The sequence below is a fragment of the Vibrio mediterranei genome, from assembly GCF_900088415.1.
Taxonomy (GTDB): Bacteria; Pseudomonadota; Gammaproteobacteria; order Enterobacterales; family Vibrionaceae; genus Vibrio; species Vibrio mediterranei.
In genome coordinates this window covers 286,821-310,500 of the sequence record NZ_FLLQ01000003.1, presented here as the reverse complement: position 1 = coordinate 310,500, position 23,680 = coordinate 286,821, and the positions used below count along the sequence as shown (strand labels likewise).

General features: G+C 43.9%; 19 protein-coding genes and 1 pseudogene. 7 read left to right on the top strand and 13 right to left on the bottom strand.

The features are described 5' to 3' along the window. Positions 1 to 2: 2 nt before the first annotated feature. Positions 3 to 2,253 (bottom strand): annotated as a pseudogene (gene ptsP / locus VME0621_RS11310) (phosphoenolpyruvate--protein phosphotransferase). A 2-nt stretch (positions 2,254 to 2,255) separates the two neighbouring features. Further along, positions 2,256 to 2,774: an RNA pyrophosphohydrolase gene (rppH, locus tag VME0621_RS11305; RefSeq protein WP_038225527.1), complete on the bottom strand. Its 519-nt coding sequence runs from the start codon at positions 2,772 to 2,774 to the stop codon at positions 2,256 to 2,258. A gap of 628 nt (positions 2,775 to 3,402) precedes the next feature. Here rppH and mutH point away from each other — a divergent pair. Beyond that, a complete protein-coding gene (gene mutH, locus VME0621_RS11300) occupies positions 3,403 to 4,068 on the top strand; it encodes a DNA mismatch repair endonuclease MutH (protein ID WP_038225529.1) in 666 nt (221 codons plus the stop codon). A 20-nt stretch (positions 4,069 to 4,088) separates the two neighbouring features. On the opposite strand, the gene VME0621_RS11295 is transcribed toward mutH, so the two are convergent. Further along, entirely contained in the window at positions 4,089 to 4,394 is a 306-nt protein-coding gene (locus tag VME0621_RS11295; protein ID WP_006075661.1) for a DUF6482 family protein, read from the bottom strand. Between the two features lie 146 nt (positions 4,395 to 4,540). Between VME0621_RS11295 and VME0621_RS11290 the strand changes: the two genes are divergently transcribed. Next, entirely contained in the window at positions 4,541 to 5,575 is a 1,035-nt protein-coding gene (locus VME0621_RS11290; protein ID WP_062456815.1) for an NADP(H)-dependent aldo-keto reductase, read from the top strand. A gap of 52 nt (positions 5,576 to 5,627) precedes the next feature. Here the strand turns inward: VME0621_RS11290 and VME0621_RS11285 are convergent, their stop codons facing one another. From VME0621_RS11285 to VME0621_RS11280, 3 genes are all read right to left on the bottom strand, one after another. Further along, positions 5,628 to 5,879 (bottom strand): hypothetical protein, encoded by a 252-nt coding sequence (locus VME0621_RS11285; RefSeq protein WP_038225532.1) that lies wholly within the window; start codon positions 5,877 to 5,879, stop codon positions 5,628 to 5,630. A 114-nt stretch (positions 5,880 to 5,993) separates the two neighbouring features. Continuing rightward, positions 5,994 to 6,119, bottom strand: coding sequence for a hypothetical protein (locus tag VME0621_RS26995; RefSeq protein WP_256200709.1), 126 nt, complete (start codon positions 6,117 to 6,119; stop codon positions 5,994 to 5,996). 315 nt (positions 6,120 to 6,434) lie between these two features. Then, positions 6,435 to 7,082 (bottom strand): MurR/RpiR family transcriptional regulator, encoded by a 648-nt coding sequence (locus VME0621_RS11280; protein ID WP_062456813.1) that lies wholly within the window; start codon positions 7,080 to 7,082, stop codon positions 6,435 to 6,437. A 175-nt stretch (positions 7,083 to 7,257) separates the two neighbouring features. Here VME0621_RS11280 and VME0621_RS11275 point away from each other — a divergent pair, with 175 nt between their 5' ends. The 4 genes from VME0621_RS11275 (at position 7,258) to VME0621_RS11260 (ending at position 13,708) form a co-directional block, all read left to right on the top strand. Continuing rightward, positions 7,258 to 8,661: a PTS fructose transporter subunit IIC gene (locus VME0621_RS11275; RefSeq protein WP_062456810.1), complete on the top strand. Its 1,404-nt coding sequence runs from the start codon at positions 7,258 to 7,260 to the stop codon at positions 8,659 to 8,661. Positions 8,662 to 8,752: 91 nt separating this feature from the next. After that, entirely contained in the window at positions 8,753 to 11,383 is a 2,631-nt protein-coding gene (locus tag VME0621_RS11270) for a glycoside hydrolase family 38 N-terminal domain-containing protein (protein WP_062456807.1), read from the top strand. Positions 11,384 to 11,398: 15 nt separating this feature from the next. Beyond that, a complete protein-coding gene (locus VME0621_RS11265; RefSeq protein WP_062456804.1) occupies positions 11,399 to 13,093 on the top strand; it encodes a sugar phosphorylase in 1,695 nt (564 codons plus the stop codon). Between the two features lie 9 nt (positions 13,094 to 13,102). Continuing rightward, positions 13,103 to 13,708, top strand: coding sequence for a fructose PTS transporter subunit IIA (locus VME0621_RS11260; RefSeq protein ID WP_038225538.1), 606 nt, complete (start codon positions 13,103 to 13,105; stop codon positions 13,706 to 13,708). A 95-nt stretch (positions 13,709 to 13,803) separates the two neighbouring features. Here VME0621_RS11260 and VME0621_RS11255 read toward each other — a convergent pair whose 3' ends face one another. The 6 genes from VME0621_RS11255 to xerD form a co-directional block, all read right to left on the bottom strand. Next, positions 13,804 to 15,132: a sigma-54-dependent transcriptional regulator gene (locus VME0621_RS11255; RefSeq protein ID WP_006075402.1), complete on the bottom strand. Its 1,329-nt coding sequence runs from the start codon at positions 15,130 to 15,132 to the stop codon at positions 13,804 to 13,806. Positions 15,133 to 15,348: 216 nt separating this feature from the next. Further along, positions 15,349 to 16,866: a lysine--tRNA ligase gene (gene lysS / locus VME0621_RS11250; RefSeq protein WP_006075403.1), complete on the bottom strand. Its 1,518-nt coding sequence runs from the start codon at positions 16,864 to 16,866 to the stop codon at positions 15,349 to 15,351. 34 nt (positions 16,867 to 16,900) lie between these two features. Beyond that, positions 16,901 to 17,999, bottom strand: a protein-coding gene (prfB, locus tag VME0621_RS11245) for a peptide chain release factor 2 (RefSeq protein ID WP_096441785.1) whose coding sequence is annotated in 2 segments (ribosomal slippage) — positions 16,901 to 17,923 and positions 17,925 to 17,999 — 1,098 coding nt in all. Because the reading frame shifts where the segments join, the coding sequence is not laid out codon by codon here. 104 nt (positions 18,000 to 18,103) lie between these two features. Beyond that, entirely contained in the window at positions 18,104 to 19,843 is a 1,740-nt protein-coding gene (recJ, locus tag VME0621_RS11240; RefSeq protein WP_062456800.1) for a single-stranded-DNA-specific exonuclease RecJ, read from the bottom strand. Positions 19,844 to 19,885: 42 nt separating this feature from the next. Continuing rightward, entirely contained in the window at positions 19,886 to 20,671 is a 786-nt protein-coding gene (gene dsbC / locus VME0621_RS11235; protein ID WP_062456797.1) for a bifunctional protein-disulfide isomerase/oxidoreductase DsbC, read from the bottom strand. 30 nt (positions 20,672 to 20,701) lie between these two features. After that, complete coding sequence (gene xerD / locus VME0621_RS11230; RefSeq protein WP_370736768.1) at positions 20,702 to 21,616, bottom strand: site-specific tyrosine recombinase XerD; 915 nt, start codon at positions 21,614 to 21,616, stop codon at positions 20,702 to 20,704. A 150-nt stretch (positions 21,617 to 21,766) separates the two neighbouring features. Between xerD and fldB the strand changes: the two genes are divergently transcribed. Then, entirely contained in the window at positions 21,767 to 22,285 is a 519-nt protein-coding gene (fldB, locus tag VME0621_RS11225) for a flavodoxin FldB (RefSeq protein ID WP_062457033.1), read from the top strand. A gap of 75 nt (positions 22,286 to 22,360) precedes the next feature. On the opposite strand, the gene brnQ is transcribed toward fldB, so the two are convergent. Beyond that, positions 22,361 to 23,671, bottom strand: a complete 1,311-nt coding sequence (gene brnQ / locus VME0621_RS11220; RefSeq protein ID WP_006075410.1) for a branched-chain amino acid transport system II carrier protein — start codon at positions 23,669 to 23,671, stop codon at positions 22,361 to 22,363. Between the last annotated feature and the right edge of the window lie 9 nt (positions 23,672 to 23,680).

Here is a 23,680-nt window from a genome sequence, read left to right as displayed (position 1 = left end):
GTTTAAGACTTACCAGCACGGATGAAGCCAGCTAGTCCTTTATCCTCAAAGTAATCGCGCATTTGATTATAAATGGTTTCACCGTACGGTTGCATCAATGCTTTGTCAGCAAGTAACTTAAGTTCCTGCTGTGAGGTCTGTCTGAGCAAGTACTTCACTTTCGCGACGTTCGACGTGTTCATACTTAAAGTATCGTAACCAAGCCCCACCAGCAGCAAAGCACCAATAGGATCACCTGCCAGCTCACCACAAATGCAAACAGGAAGATGATACGACTGACAAGTTTCAAAAATATGTTTCATCGCCGCTAACACCGAAGGATGCAGGGTTTCGTATATATCGGCTACCTGAGCGTTGTTGCGATCAACAGCCAATAAATATTGTGTTAAGTCGTTCGTTCCAACCGAAACAAAATCAACCTTCTGTGCCATAAATGGTAAGAGGTACAACATAGAAGGTACTTCGATCATAACGCCAATTTCTGGGCGTTTTACCTTCGGATGCTCTGCGGATACTTCTTGATAAGCTTGATCAATAAGCGCCGTCGCTCCGTCAAGTTCTTGTACCGACGACACCATAGGCAAAAGAATGCTTAAGTTATCTAATCCCTCGCTCGCACGAAGCATAGCACGCAACTGAATCAAGAAAATATCAGGATGATCGAGAGTAAAGCGGATTCCTCGCCAACCTAAAAAAGGATTGTCTTCATCAATAGGCAGATAAGGCAAAGGCTTGTCGCCGCCGATATCCAGCGTACGCATCACAACACGCTTAGTTGGATAAGCACCGAGTACCGAACGATACTGATGCACCTGTTCTTCTTCCGAAGGGAACTGCTGCTGTAGCAAGAAGGAAATTTCGGTTCGATATAGCCCCACACCATCGACATTCTTATTCAAAGAAATACTGGTATCAGCGCTGAGTCCTGCATTCAGCATAATTTGAATGCGTTTACCGTCATTTGTACTTGCTTCAAGATCAACGGTTTGTTCAACCATTCGAGACAGCTCAGTCTCTTCTGTCACTAACTCTTGGTATTCAAGCAGTAATTCATTGCTAGGGTCAGGGAAAATCTCACCGCTATACCCATCAACAATACCAACCTTGCCACTTAAGCGCTCAGGGTTAGTGTTCACTCCCATAACGGCAGGAATTCCCATCGCTCTGGATAAGATAGCCGCGTGAGAGTTCGCCGCCCCCTCAAGAGACACTACAGCTAGTAGCTGTTCCTTGGGTACTGAAGCGAGAATGGACGCAGTAAGTTCACGCACAACTAGAATAACAGGCTCGTTGAACTCATGAACAGGCTGCTCAGTATTGTGCAAGAAAAACAGCAAACGCTGGCCCAGCTCTTTGACATCTTGAGCACGCTCGCGCATGTATACATCAGACATCTTGGCAAAACGGTTCGCATAGCTTTCTACTACTTGGCGCAAAGCCCAGTCTGCTCGATCGCCTTTTTGTATCTGCGCTTTTAAATCATTGCGCAGCATAGGATCATTGAGTAAGTGAGTGAACAGATCAAATATTGCTAGTGCATCTTTATTTAATTCAAGATCCAACTTCTTACGCATGCGCTTAAAGTCAGCCAATGCATTTTCGATGGCGACCGATAACGTTTCGTGTTCACGCGCAATATCTAACGCGGAAGCTGGAAATACATTGCTTAAGTCAGGTTGAGTGTTTGTCCCACCAGATTGGGCCGATAGCTACTCCCGATGACGCCCCAATCCCTTTAATCACCGCCGTTTTATTATCGTCAAAGAAGCCATGACCCTGGGCAGTTGCATGTGCTATCAAAACCGCTATCTGAGCTGCGAGTGTGACTAAGAAAGACTCTTCCATCTCGCTAAACTGACGCGACGTTTTTTGCTGGATAACCAAAACGCCAAGGACCTGTTTACGATGAATAATCGGTGTACCAAGGAAAGAATGGTAGATATCTTCACCAAGTTCTGGGAAGAATTTAAATGCGGGATGTTTGGCAGCTTCTGCCAAGTTAATCGGTTCGGCGGTTCGTTTTACGAGGCCAACTAGACCTTCGTTAAAATCGATATGGATAGTGTCGCCTTTGAAGGTCAGGCCCTGTGTCGCCATTAACTCCAAACGCTGTTTATCGTTATTTGCCAAATAAATTGTGCAGCATTCAGTATGCATAGCTGCACAAGTTTGTTGAACAAGAATTTCGAGGGCGGCGTGCACATCTTCAACCTTTGAAACGTGCTCAACTATATCCCTTAGTTGCGATAGCATACTTACCCTCTTCGATGCTTTCTCTTGCCTTTAAATTTACGTTCCTTAAACGGCATTGCCAATGATGCAAACTCTTTCATCGCACGTCGATACACATCCCGTTTAAAAGAAACCACTTGCCTGACTGGATACCAATAACTTACCCAGCGCCAACCATCAAATTCAGGGGTATTACCACGCTGCATGTTGATCTTAGATTCATCACAATCTAAACGCAGTAAAAACCATTTCTGTTTTTGCCCAATACAGACTGGCTTCGAATCCCAGCGTACTAATCGCTTGGGTAACTTATATCTCAGCCAATGGCGACTAACTGCAACGATTTTGACGTCGTTCTTGGTTAATCCCACCTCTTCATAAAGTTCTCGATACATGGCTTGCTCAGGGGATTCACCATCGTCAATGCCACCCTGAGGAAACTGCCATGAATGTTGTCCGTATCGCTTAGCCCAGAAGACCTGACCATGGTTGTTACAAATCACAATACCAACATTAAGTCGGTAACCATCGCCATCTATCACTGGCCAACCTCAATTAAATTTTCATTACCCTGATTTTTCCACATATCCCCAAGTTGAGCAAACTTAGTCGCCCGTAAATTTGAACAATTACCATTAAATGCTGCCATACTGGATAAGTTTCGCGCAAAGCCTTAGTTATCAACACAACAATGAGACCCAGCCCACATTTATTCACCTTTTCTGTGAATAACCATGTGAAGAATCTATGATCTTTACGACTTTTTGGTTCTTTTTCTACCAAGTCAAATTTTTCCAAGATCGAAGTGATAAAATTAAAATTATAATTTTCATTAACTTAAAGTTAAACCAATCAAGTAAAAGTCTCTAATTTACTACAAATAAATACACACACTCAGATCGGTTAAAGATCAACCTATGGCTATTTTATCCACACTGAAACTGTCGAGTTTCAAACAAACCTCGATTTATCAAGTGTTAATCCGCTTTAAAACACTGATTATTCATACAGCGCATGGCAGATTCAACTTAGAGAATAAATTTTCTGTGGATAAGTCATGAATAGATCAAATCTCAAACAGACTGATCTTTTTTTATACCGATAAATTCTTCATCGCCATGATAGAATAGACAGCTCCCTATTGGGTCAAAATTAACCTACAGCGTATTTATGAAACCTACCCCAACCTCCGAAACAGAACTATTACAACGCGCTCGTGATATCGCAGGATTAACATTTGGCGAACTCGCTGCACAGGCAGGCATGTGCGTACCAGATAACCTTAAGCGCGATAAGGGTTGGGTAGGACAACTACTTGAGTGGCACTTAGGTGCAAAGGCCGGAAGTAAGCCTGTTCAAGACTTCCCCGATATTGGCGTTGAGCTCAAGAGCCTTCCGATTAGCCATACCGGCAAGCCTTTAGAATCAACTTTCGTCTGTGTTGCACCACTTACCGGCATTCATGGAGTAACGTGGGAAACTAGCCATATACGCAATAAGCTGTCTCGTGTCCTTTGGCTGCCGGTTGAGGGTGAACGAGAGATCCCCGTTGCAGAGCGACATGTTGGCTCTCCATTAATCTGGAGCCCATCTCCAGAAGAAGAGACCATGTTGAAAAATGATTGGGAAGAATTGATGGAGCTTATTTCATTAGGTCAAGTCAATCAGATCACGGCCCACACCGGCGAGGTGTTACAAATTCGCCCTAAAGCTGCCAATAGCCGAGTGAAAACGGAAGCTTATGGTACTTCAGGACAAAAAATACGTACCCTACCCCGAGGTTTCTACCTCAGAGCACGCTTCACTGCTCATATACTTGAACAGTACTTTGTCTAAACCAAAAATTTTCGAACTAGTTAATGAAGTTTTAGCTCGATATCACAATAGCGATTCATTTCCGCACTGCCACATTCATCGTAAGCGTTATGCAATCTAAGGTACGCTTTTTCGATACCTAGTCGATGCAACTCCTCTTTCACCGAGTCCAACGACTCAAAATGAATTGGCTCATCATCTTGTTTAATTGGTTCTAATTTATGTTTGTATTCCACTGCTAACAGATAGTGTGAAATATCAGCACAACCAATCACAAAAACTTTGGGTTGTTTATAAGTGTCTTTGTGATACCCATGTAGCCAACGATCGAGCTGATGTTTTTGCATATTCCACCCCCTTACTCTTTTTGTGGATAATGCGTTACTGATAAAAGTCAGTTTAGTAAAAATAATCACATTGGGTACTAAACAAGCAGATCTTTTACCAAAACGAGGTATAGTGGATAAAAACAACAACAAACAAGGAAGGCTCAATGAAATATCATAACCTCCCGCACTCTTCGCTAGAAATCAGCAAGATAGCTTTAGGGACAATGACGTTTGGTGAGCAAAACACCAAGCAGGAAGCATTCAGTCAGCTCGATTTTGCTCTAGAACGCGGTGTTAATTTGATTGATACTGCAGAGATGTACCCCGTTCCTCCAAGTGCTAAGTCTCAAGGAAAAACAGAACAATATATTGGCGATTGGCTTTCGCATTCAGATAAAAGACAAAAAGTAGTATTAGCGACTAAAGTCGCTGGACCGCGAAATATTCCTTATATTCGCGACAATATGAGTCTAGATAGACGCAATATACATTTGGCAGTAGACGATAGTTTAAGTCGTTTAAAAACCGATTATATCGATTTATACCAATTGCACTGGCCACAAAGAAAAACCAATTGTTTTGGACAGCTTAACTACCCTTATCCTGAAGGAAATGAAGAAGTTACACTAATCGAAACATTAGAAGCACTGAACGAACTCATCAAAGCTGGAAAAATACGCTATATCGGAGTCTCTAATGAAACACCTTGGGGAGTCATGACGCTACTTAAATTGGCCGAAAAACATGATCTGCCAAGAATTGTCTCGATCCAAAACCCTTACAACTTACTCAACCGTAGCTTTGAGGTTGGCCTTTCTGAAATTAGCCACCACGAAGGTGTGGAGTTACTCGCTTACTCACCACTCGCTTTTGGCTGTTTGAGCGGAAAATATCTCGATGGGCAACGTCCAGAGGGAGCGCGTTGCAGTCTATTTGAGCGATTTGTCCGTTACTTTACTCCGCAAGGTATTGAAGCAACACAAGCTTATGTGAACCTAGCTCGCGAGCATAACCTTGACCCAGCTCAGATGGCACTAGCCTTTGTTAATCAACTTCCATTTGTTGCTTCTAATATTATTGGTGCAACCAATCTTGAGCAGTTAGAAAGCAACATAAACAGCATCGACGTGGAACTCTCTGATGAACTCTTGAATGAACTTCAAGAAATAGGGGCTAAATATTCTAACCCATGCCCCTAAATAGGTTTTTCACTCAGTATGGGCAGGTCGCGATAAGCGACCTGCCCTTTTTTTACGTAGCTATTCTAGAGTGTAATTCTCGACGAAGATGACGAGTTTTACGTTTCGCTACAATGTGAGGTGGAGCAACTTGGCCAAGTGGGCGGCCATGTTTATCGAAACCAATGTCCTTTAACAAGTGCTCATTGTGGAGTGGCAAGTGGTGTGCATTGCGACGGTAGCGTCGTCTCCACTCACGCTCTTCTTTTTGGATGTCTGCTTTAATAAGCCAAGTTGCAACAGTTAAGTAAATTGAAGTACGCATAATTTTCTCCTAGAAAATAATTTGAGGAGAGAAATAGCGGTCGGGATATAAGGAGAAATGTTGTTATTCCTCAGTTGACTGCTATTTCCGCAGCCTCTTGAGGTTACGGACTAATTAAGCGTGTGCTGTATCGATTGACGGTTTATCCGCTGCCATTGCAGTAGATAGATCAGTCGCGATTCGATCCGCATGAGTAAAACGGCCAGCACAAATATTGATAAAAGAAATACGATTCATCATTTTCTGTGCCTCCATAATCACTTAATAATCCGAAATAAATTTGAAAGGTTGAGCGTAGTGCTCAGGGGTGATTCTTATGCAAATCGTTTATAAATTCAACGAATATGTTACAAAATAATTGAATAAGTATGATTGTTCTAACTAAATACAAATTCACTCTAGTGATACAAAGTATTTCGTTGAATATGTAAAGGAAATTAGAGAATGATTTTATTCTAGAGAAAAACCATCAGACTTTGTAAGACTCTGTCGTTACACGAGAAAGATCACTTAAATTTGCTAGAAATAACAAATTACAGACAAATGATTGGTCTATTACCCCTCCAAAAGCGTTTGTCCAATAACATCGATAATTTTAAGCAACTGAATTTGCGACTCGCGCCGATATGGAGAAATACCGTCGACCTGCTCTTCCAAGTCAAGGTTAGTGTTAGCAATCGAAGACAATGTCGAACCGATATGGCTAATAGCAAACACTTTCAACCCCTTACGCTTTGCATTATGTGCCATTTCCACAACTGCCTGCGTTTCACCGGACTTACTGACTAAGATCAACGTTCCTTTTTCAGCTCGAGCTAACTGATGAATATCGGTAATCACTAGATGAGGTATGTTCGCCAGCGATAAAAAACGCGATAAATAGGTCACGCTAACAATCGATGCTCCACGTGAATAGAGATAGACGACCGGAGACTGACTAAGTGCATTAGCGACAGATGAAATACGCTGCAATTGTGACTCTTCTTCATCCTTTGTCACTGTTTGCTTACGCAAGTCATTTTCAAGCCTGTATCGAAGCTCGGTATAGCTCGCATACCCCATTTTTTTGCACACTCGATTGACAGATGTCGTCGTAGTCAGCGCCTTATTGGCTATAGTTTTAGCCGAGATCTCATGTAACTCACCAGCATGAGTAATAAGATATTCGTAAATCGCTCGCTCAATGCCTTTAAAGGTATTCATCGCTTACACTTAATTAGAAACGGTTTAACTATTATTAGGCGCGAAAATGACGTTTTTTTCCTTGATGAGTCTCACAAAAGTATCGTCATACATGGCTTGTACCATGAAACAGTATCTTGATACTTCGCGGAAAAATATACTGCGAGCAGTTAAATAATTACAACGGTGAACAACCATGGCGAAGAAGAAAATCGTTGCAGTAACCGCTTGCCCTACTGGCATTGCGCACACCTTTATGGCTGCAAAGAAAATCCAAAGCTGGGCAGAACAACAAGGCTATGAAGTCAAAGTTGAAACTCAAGGCAGTGATGGTGTAAAGAACAAACTAACCGCCCACGACATTGCAACCGCAGATGGCGTTGTACTCGCGATCGACGTCCCAATCATGGAAATGGAACGATTTGATAATGCAAACCCACTCAAAGTCCGCACCCAAGAACTCATCAAACGCGTTGACGATTTACTGCCAACTGTCTTCAACCTCGGCAAGCAAAAGAACAATACAAGTACTCATGTAGTCGAAGAACAACGCTCAGCCTACCAAGTTGCCATCGGCCATATCATGACAGGTATCAGTTATATGCTGCCTGTCGTAGTACTAGGTGGTTTGCTGATGGCAGTAGCGAAGATTACTGGTGAATTCATTGATATCTCAGGTACGCCAATTCAAACTCTCGACAAGCTTGGTTTCATGACCATCAAGTTTATGTACCCCATTTTCGCGGCATACTTGGCTTATTCGATAGCAGGAAAACCAGCTCTTATTCCAGCGTTTATTGGCGGCATCATGAGTGATGAAGTGTACAAACGCTTCTTCGACCTTGAAGGCTGGGCTCCTTCAGGCTTCTTTGGGGCTATAGCTATCGGTTTCTTAGTCGGTTATCTAGTTCGTTACCTTAATGACACAATTAAGGTGAAGACCGAGCTTACTACCCTGAAAACCATGTTACTGGTACCAGCTATTACTGGTGTGGTCATGGTGCTCACTATGGAGTATGCCATCAATCCGTTTTTTGGCGCGTTGAATATGGCAATGATCGAGTTGTTCACCCAGGCTGGTGATGCTGGACGAGGCATCTACTCAATGGTGATTGCCGCAGGTACAGCCTTTGACCTAGGTGGCCCTATCAACAAAGCAGCTGGTTCAGTAGCTCTTGGTCTTAACGGTATGGGTGAAGGTTTCGATTTATTAGCTCGTGAACTGGGTATTGTTATCCCACCAATTGGGGTTGGTATCGCCGCAATGCTTGACGGCAAGTTCCGTAAACCGGTTTTCTCTAGTGAAGAACAAACGGTTGGCAAAACCTCTTTAATGCTTGGCTTGATTGGTATTTCAGAGGGTGCAATTCCATTTATTCTTAAGAACCCGAAAATGATTCCAATTATGATCCTAGGTTCAATCATAGGTACACAAGTCGGCGTCTTACTTAACGTCTGGCAAGACCTACCATTACCGGCTGTTTGGGGTTGGTTCCTATCCTCTGACCCAATCAGCTATACCATTTCAGTATTAATTGGTTCAGGTTTTATCGCACTCGCTCTACTGCTATGCACTAAGCCAGATACTTCAAACGCATAAACGTCACTGGGACGACATGCTCGTCCCCTTATTCTTCTCATATTGAACTTGCTTAATCGCAGTTAGATAGACCAGTTAAAGAGATTTTCCCATGGCGAAAGTACATGTCATTCCACACACTCACTGGGATCGTGAGTGGTATTTTACTCAGCAAGACAGTGACGTGCTTGCCACCTACAACTTTACTAAAGTGATAGAGACACTAGAAAACCAATCTAGCTATAGCTGCTATCACTTAGATGGCCAATCTTCCATTGTCGAAGACTACCTTAAAGTACTCCCTCATATGCGTGAACGTATGGGTAAGCTAATCCGTGAACGTAAGTTATTTGTTGGGCCTTGGTACACTCAAACGGACACTTACAATGTTGGTGCAGAGTCCATCATCCGTAACCTAAAGTACGGTATGCACATCGCGGAAGAAATGGGTCATAGCATGACCGTAGGTTACTTACCTGATACTTTTGGTCACAATGCTCAAATGCCTACGCTATTTAAAGGTATGGGTATTGATAACATCGTGTTCTGGCGAGGTATAGATTACGACCAACAAGTCAAAAAATCCCATTTCCACTGGCAATCACCAGGCGATGACACTATCTACGCTTATAACTTGGTCCACGGCTATGGAGCGGCCAAGAACATTGTTCCAGACCCAGACCATTTAGACAAAAAAATCTTCCCTATGGTGGAGAAAATCAAAGCGCTATCCGGGCTAGATGAAGTGCTTATTCCGTCAGGGGGTGATCAAGTCAACATTGACCCAAATCTTCCGGCAACGTTAGCTGCTGCCACAGAGCGCTCGCCTAGTAAGGATATTTACACCATCTCTTCTATGGAGAACTTCGTTGAATATCTGCGCCACAATAACGAACAGTTTGAGACGTACCTTGGAGAGTTTAAAGCGCCACGCTATACCCGTATTCATAAAACTATCGGTTCAGTGCGTTACGACATCAAAAAACTGAACTTCGAAATTGAGCAATTTTTAGTGAAAAAGCTTGAAGTAGTGATTGCTATAGCGAAAGCACAAGGAATCAAAGTACATACTGAGCTTGTGGACATCGCCTGGAAAAAAATCCTTGAATGTCATGCTCATGACAGCATGGGGGGCTGCAACAGCGATGCCACTAATGCCGATATCATGCACCGCTTAAAACAAGCTCAAGAAATTTGTCACGGTTTATACAACCTAGTGGTGAAAGAACTCGCAAGCCAAGCTTGCCAAGACAATGAAGTAATGATTTTCAATTCTCGCCCAACCACCTATAACGGCGTAGCGCGAGTGGTTGCTTTCTCAAAGTCTGAACATATTACCCTCAAAGATGGTGATAATACTTTAGAAACTGAAGTTCTTGGTCGCGAGACTCTAGATGGTGGCAAGGTTATAGAAGTCACTAAAGATGGTGAACGCGAGGTAGAAGTCCCGCCTTACTATAGATTTGAGCTGAATGTAGTTGTTAAAGACCTTCCTGCTTTAGGATATCAAGTTCTTCAAGTGACTAACGCAATAGCTAGTGAGAAAAATAACACAGCCAGCGATATGTTTTTCATTGAAAACCAAGCTATGAAAGTAAGTTTCGTTGAGGATCAGCTAACTCTAGAAGACAAACGTACAGGTCGTATAATCACACAATTGCTGAGCTTTGAAGAGCAAGCCGATGATGGTGATTCCTACGACTTTTCGCCACTTGCAGGCGATACACCAATAACTTGTACCAAACTACGCATGCTAGAAGTAAACCAAGGCGAGTTACAACAGCGCATGGCTTTAAGGGCTCAGCTAGCTTTACCAAAAGATCTAGAAGCTCGTGTATCTGGCAACAACTCCGTATTAGCAACCTTTGATATCACTCTCACTCTGCTTCGTGATGAACAGCAGCTTCGCGTAGATATTGAAACCGAGAATCAAGTTTCTGACCACCGAGTACGAGTGGTCATCAACTCAGATGTAGCCGCCGAGGAGTCGCGAAGCACACAGCCGTTTGCATTAATGAAACGACCTGTTGCACCATCTACTGAGGGCTGGCAAGAGCGGTTCCGCGAATGTCCTATTGATATTGAAACCACTGACGGTGCTGTCGCCATTGAAAATGCAGGTCACGCCATGATCATTAACGGCCGCGGCATTAAAGAGTTTCAAGTTTTACCACAACAACACTCAAGCGCCATTGCATTAACTCTGTTTAAGTCAACTGGCCGACTTGGTAAAGATGATCTCTTGTGGCGCCCAGGCCGAGCTTCCGGTATCAACAACACCGTGGTTTACACTCCGGATGCTCAATTACAGAAAGCTATGACATTCAGCTTTGCTATCGCATTAACCGAAGAGTCTAGTCATCAGACCGTACGTAAAATGGAGCAAGAGTTTCTGGACTTACCATTCAGTTATCAGAAACAGACTCTCAATAGCTTCGAAAACCGTCTTGAGCGTTTTCAAGTTCGCTTTGAGAATCATGAAATTGCTCAACATTTTAGTCTATTCGAACTTAACCAAGCACTGCAATTATCCAGCGTAGGTCACTCGTTCTATGAAAGCAATGCCATTATCGTACGCCTCTACAACCCGACTGAGCAGACGATACAGCTTGATACCAACGCCTTTAAACACTTTGCCACGGTAGAGCGCGTTAACCATCGTGAGCATTTAGTAGAACAACAATGGCAAGTTAAACCAAATAACACCATCGACTTACGTGTCAGTTTCAAATTTAAGTTGTAGGCTAGGAACAATTACATGATCAAACAACGAATCTATACCAAGGTCTCGGCTTTATACGGCGAAGATAAAGCAGAATCAATGACCAACGACATCCTTAATTTGGTGGAGAAATGGCGTGAGCGAGCACCACAATATTCCAATTGGGTGGATCAACACAGCACATATTTAATCACGTATGGTGATAGCTTCAAGAAACTAGGACAACCTACGTTACAAACCATGAAGTGTTTTGCGGATAAGTATCTTGCCGGAGCTATCAGCAATATCCATATCTTACCCATGTTTCCATATACCTCAGACGATGGTTTCAGCGTAGTGGATTATCGTGAAGTCGATCCGAATCTTGGAGAGTGGCAAGATCTAAATGCATTGGCAGAAAACTTTGACCTCATGTACGACTGCGTCATTAATCATATTTCTAAGAGCAGCGATTGGTTCCAACGCTTCCTTGCTGGCGATGAAGCTTATCAAGATTATTTTGTAGAATGTGACCCTGAATTAGATTACTCAAGCGTTACACGCCCGCGAGCTTTGCCACTGCTGACACCCTTTACCAAAGCAAACGGCAACACTACTCATGTGTGGACCACATTTTCTGACGACCAAATTGATATTAATTTCCAGTCACCAAAGGTGTTGTTAGAAAGTATTGATATCTTATTAATGTACGCAGCTAATGGTGGCCGCTCCATCCGCCTCGATGCAATCGGCTTTATCTGGAAAGTCCTTAATACTAGTTGCATCCACTTACCAGAGGCACACAACATCATCAAATTGTGGCGTATAGTGCTAGATGAGGTAATGCCGGGTAGCCTACTTATTACCGAAACCAACGTGCCACATAAAGAAAACATTTCTTACTTCGGTCAGGGTGATGAGGCTCATATGGTGTACCAATTCCCACTGCCACCGTTAACTCTGCATGCTTTCTTATGCCAAGATAGCCAAGTTCTCACGCAGTGGGCGGAAGGATTGACTAAAGAAGCCGTCACATCTCTTAAGCTCGGGCGCAAAACCACCTATTTCAACTTCCTTGCGAGTCACGATGGTATTGGTGTACGCCCAACAGAAGGTATCCTCACTAATGAGGACCGACAGATGATGTGCGAGCATGTTGAGCGCAAAGGCGGCAGAGTCAATTATAAGCACAATGGTGATGGCACACAGTCACCTTATGAGTTAAATATTAATTATCTAAGTGCCATAACTGAGCCGGAAGATAACATTGAACTCAAATCCAGGAAATTCCTAGCCGCACAAGCTATTTTGCTGTCATTTATTGGCGTTCCAGCGATTTACTACCACAGTTTGTTGGGGAGTGAAAATGACCTACAAGGGATGATAGATTCTGGTATCAATCGCCGCATTAACCGAGAGAAATTCGAACTCGAAAGTTTAGAAGCGGAGTTGGATGAGGAGGGTTCACTACGTCAAAAAGTCTACAAAGAAATGGTGCGCTTACTGAATATCCGAAAGCAGCATAAAGCGTTCTCGCCTACCTCTACACAAAGTGTATTGGAGCTATCACCGCAGTTATTTGGATTACAACGAGGTGAAGGTAACGACGCCATTCGTTTTATCGTTAACCTTTCTGAAAACACACAACATGTCTCTCTAGACAATGGCGGTCAAGATCTCGTTTCCGGAGCAACCTTCGACGCCCAGCTTACTCTTAACCCTTATCAATTTGTTTGGTTAACAAACTCATAGGAGCCGCAGATGAACTTATCACAACTGACCTCAGAAAATTTGATCATGTTGGATGCGGTTTTTGAAGACCGCTTTAGCGCAATTAATGCGCTCACAGATCGTATTGACCAAGCAGGAAAACTGACAAACCGACAGCAGTTTTTAGATGCGGTTATGCTGCGAGAAGAAGAAGGCCCAACCGCTTTAGGGGAGTACCTTGCTATTCCTCATGGTAAGTCTATTGCCGTTACTGAGCCTGTTTTTGCTTGTGCGCTGTTGAAAAACGAACTGCAGTGGAAAGGACTAGACGGCGACGAGCCAGTGACTATGATCTTTTTACTCGCAATTCCACCTGCAGAAGCGGGGTCTACTCATATGGAAGTGTTGACTACGTTGACATCATCTTTAGTAGAAGATGACTTTCGCGAAGCACTGCAAAATGCGACAAGCCAGCAACAAGTTATGGCACTGCTCTCCTCAGACGAGGAGAATGTAGAGTCACAACAAGCTGAGACTGAAAACGATGTACCGCCGATGGAACAACCTGAAATGGCACGCGATATCAGTGGTAAAGCTTACCCTCTAGTCTTAGGTGCTGGCTTGGTAATTTCTGTACTGTTGTTTCTAATGCTCTAACGACTTACTCATACTTCAGTCGCAGATTGGCTCGTTACCAACTTCATGAACCAAAAAAGGCGCTATTGCGCCTTTTTTGCTGAATTAACATAAACCTAAACAGTCTCTTCAGTAATAAGGTTATGTTTATTGAGTAAACGATACATCGTCGCTCTAGAAATACCCAACTCTTTGGCCGCTAGTGTAACTTGTCCATTATGGCTATCTAGCACTAAGATCAACGCATCACGCTCAGAACGTTCTCGAATACTCTTCAAGCTGCGCTTACCAGAGAAAGTACCGGGCAATTCAAAGTGCTTTTTGGTCAGCACTTCTTCTTCCGTCATCAACACCGCACGTTTCACCTGATTCATCAGCTCTTTCACATTTCCAGGCCAATGGTAATACGTCAACGTTTTCAGAGCATCATCATCGATAGATTTGACTGGAGAATTAAACTCTTTAGCAAACTGACCGATATGGTGACTGACCAGCAAACCAATGTCCGTCGCACGCTCTTTAAGGCTTGGTACATTGATACGAAGAACATTTATGCAATGGAATAGCTCTTCGTTGAACATGCCATCGCCTAGTGCTTTTTCAATATCTGATGTATCCGCTGCTAAAATACGCACATCAAATTCTTTGATGCCCTTTGCCGTCTCTATTTGACCATCTTGATAGAACTTAAGCAGGTTAAGTTGCTGTTTGGGAGGTAAGGTAAAAATGTCATTTAGAACAATGGTTCCGCCCGAGGCTTGATCTAAAAGCGATGCTCGGTCGGCATCATGCATGCCAAAGAATTCATTTTCAAAACGCGCGTCGGAAAATGCTCGGCAGTTGACGGCGATGAAGGGTTTTTGAGAACGCGCAGAACAGCGATGAATGGCTTTAGCTACTGACTCCTTGCCAGATCCAACTTCGCCATGAATCATTATACTGACATCGGTGGGGCCGATACGTCTAATTTGATCACGCAACCGTCTCACTGGTAATGACTGACCAACCAAACCAAGGTCATTATCATTTCCATTATGAGGCCACACTTTTTGTTCCAGTTTTAGCATTCCTAACTGGTGACCTATCGTGCTCATTAAACGGGAATCTGGAATAGGCGTAGTGAAAAAATCAATACAGAAGTTAACTATAAATTGGCAAATAGTATCCGAACTCAGCTGCGATTCACGGATAAACGCAATCCAACGAACTTGCTTGTGTGTACTTACAAGTTTCGCAATGCCATTAAGGCTAAAATCATCCCTGGTTAAGTCTACAATCCCAATACAAGGGCCTATTTCTGAAAACAAGGCATCGGCTTTTCGCAAGTCGGAACATTGCGTGCATCGCCATCCAGCCTGCTCCAATACAGATAGCCATGGCTCATAGGTTCCACCCACTACGACTAAAGAGCCGGGGATAGAATCCATCCGAAACTCGGTTCCCATTACATCATTCCTTATTATTGCTTTTAGATTCAACTTGTTAATTCTATTGAATTCGTCATAGCTATCAAATAGAACTATCGCAATTAACACAATCGCTACTGTCTCATAATTAAGACTAGTGCACGATTTATGACTTTTCTATAAACATTTTTAGAAATATGGCATGAAAAAAGCCTCTCAATGAGAGGCTTTGTAAGAATGAGTCACCGTTTCAGCTTATTGCTGTGGACGCATTGCTGGGAACAGAATCACATCACGAATCGTGTGAGTGTTAGTAAACAGCATTGCCAGACGGTCAATACCAATACCTTGACCTGCTGTTGGAGGTAGACCGTGCTCTAGAGCTGTGATGTAGTCTGCATCGTAATACATAGCTTCATCATCACCTGCGTCTTTTGCGTCAACTTGTGCTTTAAAGCGAGCGTCTTGGTCTTCTGCATCGTTAAGCTCAGAGAAACCGTTAGCGACTTCACGACCACCGATAAAGAACTCGAAACGGTCTGTGAAGAATGGATTATCATCGCTACGACGAGCCAATGGAGAAATATCCGCTGGGTAACCCGTGATGAAGGTTGGCTGAATCAGTTTTGGTTCTGCCGTTTCACCAAAGATTTCCTCTAGAAGCTGACCACATGTCCAGAACGTTTCCACTTCAACGTGTACTGATTTCGCGATAGAAACCATAAGCTCACGATTAGTTAGATCTTCTTCTGTTAGCGCTTGAATTTGCTCATGCTCAGGGTTGTAGTGTTTGATCGCATCAAACATGCTCATACGAGCATATTTACCACCAAATTCTACCGTCTCATCACCGTAAGGCATTGAAGTAGAACCTAGAACATCCATCGCAACTGTGCTTAGCATTTCTTCAGTAAGATCCATCAAATCTTTGTAGTCTGCGTAAGCTTGGTAGAATTCCATCATTGTGAATTCTGGGTTGTGACGAGGAGAAAGACCTTCGTTACGGAAGTTACGGTTGATCTCGAATACGCGATCAAAACCGCCAACAACTAGACGCTTCAGGTATAGCTCAGGCGCAACACGTAGGTACATGTCGATATCCAGTGCATTATGGTGCGTGATGAATGGGCGAGCCGTCGCACCGCCTGGGATCACGTGCATCATTGGCGTTTCAACTTCTAGGTAACCTTTAGAGCTCATGAAGTTACGAATCGATGACACAAGCTTAGAACGTACAATAAACGCTTGGCGAGAATCTTCGTTTACGATCAGGTCAACATAACGCTGACGGTAACGCATCTCTTGGTCAGTCAGGCCGTGGAACTTCTCAGGAAGTGGACGAAGTGCTTTAGTTAGCAACTCATACTCTTCCATATTTACGTAAAGATCGCCTTTACCTGATTTGTGAAGCGCGCCTTTCACACCGATGATGTCACCGATATCTAGACCTTGGTATTTTTCTTTAAGTTCTTTCTGAACGTCTTTTGCAGCATACGCTTGAATACGACCAGAAGTTTCTTGAATCACAAGGAATGGACCACGTTTCGCCATGATACGGCCAGCAATTGACACTACATGGTTTAGTGCTTCCAGCTCTTCCTTGCTCTTTTCACCAAATTCTTTTTGCAGATCACCAGCAAGCGCATCACGACGGAAATCGTTCGGATGTCCGTTCGCCTTGCAGCTCTTTCGGATTTGTTCCAATTTAGCGCGGCGCTCAGCAATCAGCTTGTTTTCTTCTTGTAGGTTTTCATTTTGAACATCATCAGTCATTTTCGATGTATCCCGTTTTAAATTGGTGAAAAGCTTAAAGGCCTGATTTAAGGCTAGCTTCGATAAACTTGTCTAGATCGCCATCAAGTACTGCTTGAGTGTTACGATTTTCGACACCTGTACGTAAGTCTTTGATGCGCGAGTCATCTAAAACGTACGAACGAATTTGGCTACCCCAGCCGATGTCAGATTTCGCATCTTCGTTCGCTTGCTTCTCAGCATTTTGCTTTTGAAGTTCAAATTCGAACAGTTTTGCACGAAGCTGTTTCATCGCCTGGTCTTTGTTCTTGTGCTGAGAACGGTCATTCTGACACTGCACTACGATATTGGTTGGAACGTGAGTAATACGTACCGCAGATTCTGTCGTGTTGACGTGCTGACCACCTGCGCCTGAAGCGCGGTATACGTCAATACGAAGATCAGAAGGGTTAATATCGATTTGAATGTTGTCATCAATCTCAGGATAAACAAATGCAGAGGCAAATGAAGTATGACGACGACCACTAGAATCAAAAGGTGATTTACGAACTAAACGGTGTACACCCGTTTCAGTGCGAAGCCAGCCATAAGCGTACTCACCAGAGATCTTCACTGTTGCGCCTTTTAGACCTGCGACTTCACCTTCAGATACTTCAATCACTTCGGTCTTGAAGCCTTTCGCTTCAGCCCAACGCAAGTACATGCGCAGCATCATGTTGGTCCAGTCTTGTGCTTCCGTGCCACCAGAACCAGATTGCAAGTCGATATAGCAATCTGATGCGTCATGGTCGCCCGAGAACATACGACGGAACTCAAGCTTAGCCAACTTAGCTTCCAGTTCAGCAAGTTCAGGTTCAATTTCGTCGAAGGTTTCTTGGTCTTCTTCTTCAACCGCAAGCTCTAGAAGGCCATCAACATCCTCAACACCTTGGTCAAGTTGGTCGATAGTCTCCACGACAGCTTCAAGTGATGCACGCTCTTTACCTAGCGCTTGAGCACGCTCAGGTTCATTCCATACATCCGGTTGCTCTAGTTCTGCATTAACTTCTTCTAGACGCTCTTTCTTGGCGTCATAGTCAAAGATACCCCCTCAGGATATTAGTGCGCTCAGTCACATCCTGTAGGCGGTTTTTAATTGGATTGATTTCAAACATATTTGCTCAGCATTTATGAGTAGAATTTAACCGAAGAATTCTACTCAAAAATGTGACGAAGATACAGAAAAATATCGAACTTCCTTGACCTAAAATATCCAGTTCTAGCGAGGTTCTATATGGTCTACCATCAACTGTAACGATTGGTTTCCGCGAAATTCGTTAATGTCCAATTTATATGCCAACGTAACCGTTTTCACTGAAGCATCTGGCCAACGGCGTAAATCTACGTTGAAGGCTATTGCATCCAACATAATATTAGTGCCAAACCCTTTGTGCATTGGCTCAACCATCAGTTTTAGGTGTTTTTCGCCCACCAGCTTTTGATGGAGCACTTTAAATTCACCATCAAACAGCGGATCGGGGAACGCTTGACCCCAAGGTCCACCGGCACGAAGCTGCTCCGCCGTGTGCATAGAGAACTCTTCAGGTGTTAACTCGCCATCAGACAATATAATGCCTTTTAGTGCGGTATCCCCTAACTCAGCACGAACCACTTCATCGAACAACTTACTGAAACGTTCGTAGTCTTTCTCCATGATAGTCAGACCAGCCGCCATGGCGTGCCCACCAAACTTCAAGATAAGTCCCGGATTTTGCGTATCGATTCGATCCAAAGCGTCTCGCATATGTAGTCCTTGGATGGAACGGCAAGAGCCTTTGATGGTTCCTTCTCCGCCATCAGCAAACGCAATAACAGGTCGATGAAATTTATCTTTAATTCGAGATGCTAGAATTCCAATAACGCCTTGGTGCCAATCTCGCTGAAACAGGGCTAAACCGTAAGGAAGCTCGGATTTATCACTGATTTGCAAACGCTCACAAAACGCCAGCGCCTCTTGCTTCATACCTTCTTCAATATCTTTACGAGTTTGGTTCAAACCATCAAGTTCACTCGCCATACGTCGTGCTGCATGAATGTTATCGGACATCAGCAATTCAACGCCAAACGACATATCATCAAGTCGTCCTGCGGCATTAATTCTTGGCCCTAACGCAAAACCAAAGTCTGATGCCACCAATTTACGCGCATCGCGTTTGGCGATTTCAATTAACGCTTGTATACCGGGACGAGCCTTACCAGCACGAATACGCTGCAAACCTTGATGCACCAAAATTCGGTTATTTTCATCCAATGGCACTACGTCTGCGACTGTACCAAGCGCAACTAAATCAATGAGCTCCATGAGCTTAGGTTCCGCCATACCTTGCTTGGCAAACCAACCTTGTTTACGCATGAACACGCAAAGCGCCATCATGAGGTAAAATGCCACGCCAACACCAGCTAATGCCTTAGAAGGAAAGCCGCATTCATTAAGGTTTGGATTCACCATGGCATCCACATTGGGAAGTTCTGCACCCGGTAAATGGTGGTCGGTGACCAACACTTGTAAGCCATTGTCTTTAGCGTATTGCACGCCAGAAATCGAAGACACACCATTATCAACGGTCATGATCACTTCTGCGCCAATTTCGATTGCTTGGTCCACTACTTCAGGGCTTAAACCATAGCCATCTTCAAAGCGGTTTGGCACCAAATAATCGACATTTCGACTGCCTAGCATTCGCAGAGCTAGAACTGATAACGCGGAGCTCGTCGCGCCATCGGCATCAAAATCACCCACAACGATGATGCGTTTTTGTTGCTTAATCGCTTCAAACAGCAAAGCAACAGCTGCATCGATACCAGCCAATTGTTGGTATGAAATAAGGCCGCGTGCTGTTTTTTCTAGCTGAGCAATATCGGTAACACCTCGCGATAAATACAGGCGTCTTAGCAGCGGAGGAATGGAATCAGGTAAAGCGGAAATATCGACTTCAGGACGACGTTGAATTTCTATCATAAACAAAAATGGGCTCGTATTATCGAGCCCTTATCCTAATAGTTATTTGATTTGCTCTAGGCGCTTAAGAAGGTCAGCTGGTGGTAAGTAACCACCAACCATTTCACCGTTTGGTAGGAAAATAGCAGGTGTACCGCTAATGCCTAGCTCACGCCCTAAGTTGTAATGTTTAGCTATTGTTTCTTTGCACTGTTTTAGGTCACCATCAAACTGAGGCTCTTGACGGTTGACTTTAGCATCATGCATTGCCGCTGCAGGGTCTTCTGAACACCAGATTTTCGCCATTTGCTCTGCCACTGGACCTGTTGCGCCTTGGCGTGGATAAGCAAGATAACGTACTGTGATACCTAGATCGTTATAACCCTGCATTTGACTGTGGAGACGAACGCAGTAGCCGCAAGTAATATCAGTAAAGATGGTCACAACGTATTTTTCGTCTTTGGCTTTGTACTCAATCATGCTATCGCTAAACTGCGCGATTTTTTCCGCATTAATTGGAGCCTGACGCTCAGCAATGACGTCTTTGTAGTTACCGTTTTCATCCAAAGAGTACAGTGTCCCAGCAATAAAGTGCTCGCCGTTTGGCGAAGCAAACAGAACGCCTCCAGCAGTGCGTATTTCTACCAAACCATTAATGTCTGAAGCAACAATCTCATCGACTTCGATACCAATCTTGGCAAATCGAGCCTTAATAGCAGCCTCATCAGCCTGCACGGCTGCAACCGCCACCGTTTCCGCTTTTTGAGGAGTTGCTTGTGTTTCTTCCGCACCGCAAGCAGTTACAAAAAGTGGAAGAGTAAGTAGAGTCAAACGGCGCATTACGCTCATTAAAATCACCTTTGTATAAAAAACGTTAAGTTAAGCCCTTGGATGATGCTGGCTATGAATATTTTTCAATCGTTCTGTTGCTACGTGAGTATAAATTTGTGTGGTCGATAAGTCACTATGCCCTAACAACATCTGTACGACACGAAGATCAGCGCCATAGTTCAATAAGTGCGTCGCGAAAGCGTGGCGAAGAACATGCGGTGAAAGCAATTCGGTATCAATATCCGCCAATACGGCGTAAAACTTAATACGGTGCCAGAAGGTTTGCCGGGTCATTTGCCTTGCACGTTTACTTGGGAATACAACGTCAGAGGTTTTATCTCCGAGTAAGGCCGGACGCCCTTTTTCAATAAACTCGCTGATCCAATCAATCGCATTTTCACCCATTGGCACCAAGCGCTCTTTATTGCCCTTACCAATCACTCGCACCACGCCTTGACGCAAACTGATGTTTTCCATGGTTAGACTAACCAGTTCAGTCACACGTAGCCCCGTAGCATACAACAACTCCAACATTGCTTTATCACGAAGCTCAATGGGATCATTAGGATCTGGCGCTTCCAATAAAGCGGTCACCTGATCTTCCGTCAAATCTTTCGGTAATCGTTTGGGTAACTTAGGGCTCACCAATAGTGACGTTGGGTCGTCGGAGCGCAGCTTTTCACGATGGAGGTATTGAAACAAACGACGAATAGCAGAGAGCATTCTTGCCCGTGAGCTCTGCTGATAATTCTGGTCCATTAACCACGTTTGATACTCCTGCAATCCCGACAGGCTAATAAAGTCTAGTCGGTAATTGTGCTCATTCATCCATTTCAATAGCTTAAAGAGATCATTGCGATACGAAGAAAGGGTATTCTCAGACAGCCCTCGCTCCATCCACATGGAGTCTAAAAATTGCTCCACTAAGCCTTGATCTTGGATATTTACGTCGCTCACAACCACCTCTTGGATGTTTATACAGTACTTTCAACAGAGTATGCGAGAAGAAACGATAATGCCATAAAAAACCTATAGAAGATGAATAAGCGCTGCAAAGATGGTCAGATTAAGGGTAGAATCTCGAATCATATAGAACGACAGCAAGAAAGAATGATGAAAATAGGTTTGTTTTACGGTTCGTCAACCTGCTATACCGAAATGGCGTCGGAGAAAATTCGCGAGATTATAGGTCCAGACATCGTCGACATTTTCAACGTAAAAGATACGCCTATTTCTCATATGAGCGACTATGACCTGTTAATTCTTGGTATTTCGACTTGGGACTTTGGTGAAATTCAAGAAGACTGGGGCGCGATTTGGGATCAAGTTTCTGGCATATCACTGCAAGGAAAAGTGGTTGCCCTATTCGGTCTTGGCGATCAAGAAGGCTATGGTGAATGGTACCTTGATGCAATGGGCATGCTTCACGATGAACTAAAGGTCACTGGAGCGAAATTCGTTGGCTACTGGCCTAATGTTGGGTACGAATTTGATGCGTCAAAAGCTTTAACGGAAGATGGCAGCCAGTTTGTTGGTTTAGCATTAGATGAAGACTCTCAATACGAACTCAGTGACGAACGCATTGCAACCTGGTGTGAACAGATATTAGTCGAGTACCAAGAGCTGCTGTAAACCCTACTCTGTACATTCTCACGCATAAAAAATGGCGCTTCATAAGAAGCGCCATTTTTGTAATCAATCAGTAAACTACGCCGTTTCTTGCGTGAATTCTTGATCATTTCGACCAATGAAACACATGCAGATAATCGCTGCAAATGTTGGCATTACCCAACCCATACCAACACTAAACAGTGGTAGCACGTTGAAGAACGATACATCGATACCCGATACTTTTGCAGCATCAATCAGTGCGAAGGTCAGTGCAACAAGTACCACCACACGATACGCCAGTTTAGGGTTTGCTAGTTTCTTGCGTGCAAACGTCAAGGCAACCAATGCAATAGCTACTGGGTAAAGTGCAAACAGAACCGGTACAGACAGCGAAATAAGCTGAGCTAGGCCGATGTTCGCCACGGTTGCACAAGCAACGCCGATAATGATGACCCACTTGTGATAGCTGATAGACGTGAGTGAGCTGAAGTAATCAGAACACGCAGAGATCAGGCCAATTGCTGTTGTTAGACAAGCCAGTAATACAATTACTGATAACACGATTTGACCGTATGGACCAAATAGCGCTTGAACATATTGACTTAGAATCGCACCGCCGTTGTCAGCTCCTGCTGCCACTGTCGCACTGGTCGCGCCTAAGTAGAATAGAGAGATATAAACAAACGCCAGACCAGCCGCAGCAATAAGCGCTGAGCTGATTAAATACTTAGTCGTTGCCGCTTGTTCCGTAATGCCTTTCTTGCGAAGCGCATCGACGATCAACATACCGAACATCAGTGAACCAAACGTATCCATGGTGTTATAACCTTCTAGGAAACCTTTAGTCAGAGGTTGAGTAAGATAATCGCCTACCGGCGCAATCATTTCACCTTGAGGATCAATGAATACCGCGCCAGCCAACACAATCAAACCAACAAACAGCACAGGCGTTAGCACTTTACCAATCACATCAATCAACTTGCCTTGAGACCAAGCAAATGCCATGGCGATAGCAAAGAACAGGATTGAGAACACAGTCAGGTGCATTTGAGCAGCGTCAGCAAAGAATGGACGAACGGCCATTTCATAAGCCACTAAGCCAGTACGTGGCGCTGCAAATGCAGGTCCAATAATGATAAAGATGAGTACAGCAATCAATGTTGCCGCTCGTTTAGGAAGATCCTTAGTCAAGTGCTCCCATGAGCCCCCAGCCACTGCAACGGCAATAATGGTAATAAGAGGAAGACCTACAGCAGTGAGAAGGAAGCCAGTCATTGCTGGTAATAAATGATCACCCGCTAATTGACCTGCCAATGGAGGGAAGATGATGTTTCCCGCGCCAAGGAAAAATGCAAACAGCATAAAGCCGACTGCTATAATATCTGTTGTTTTCAACGTCTGTTTCACAGATATGCC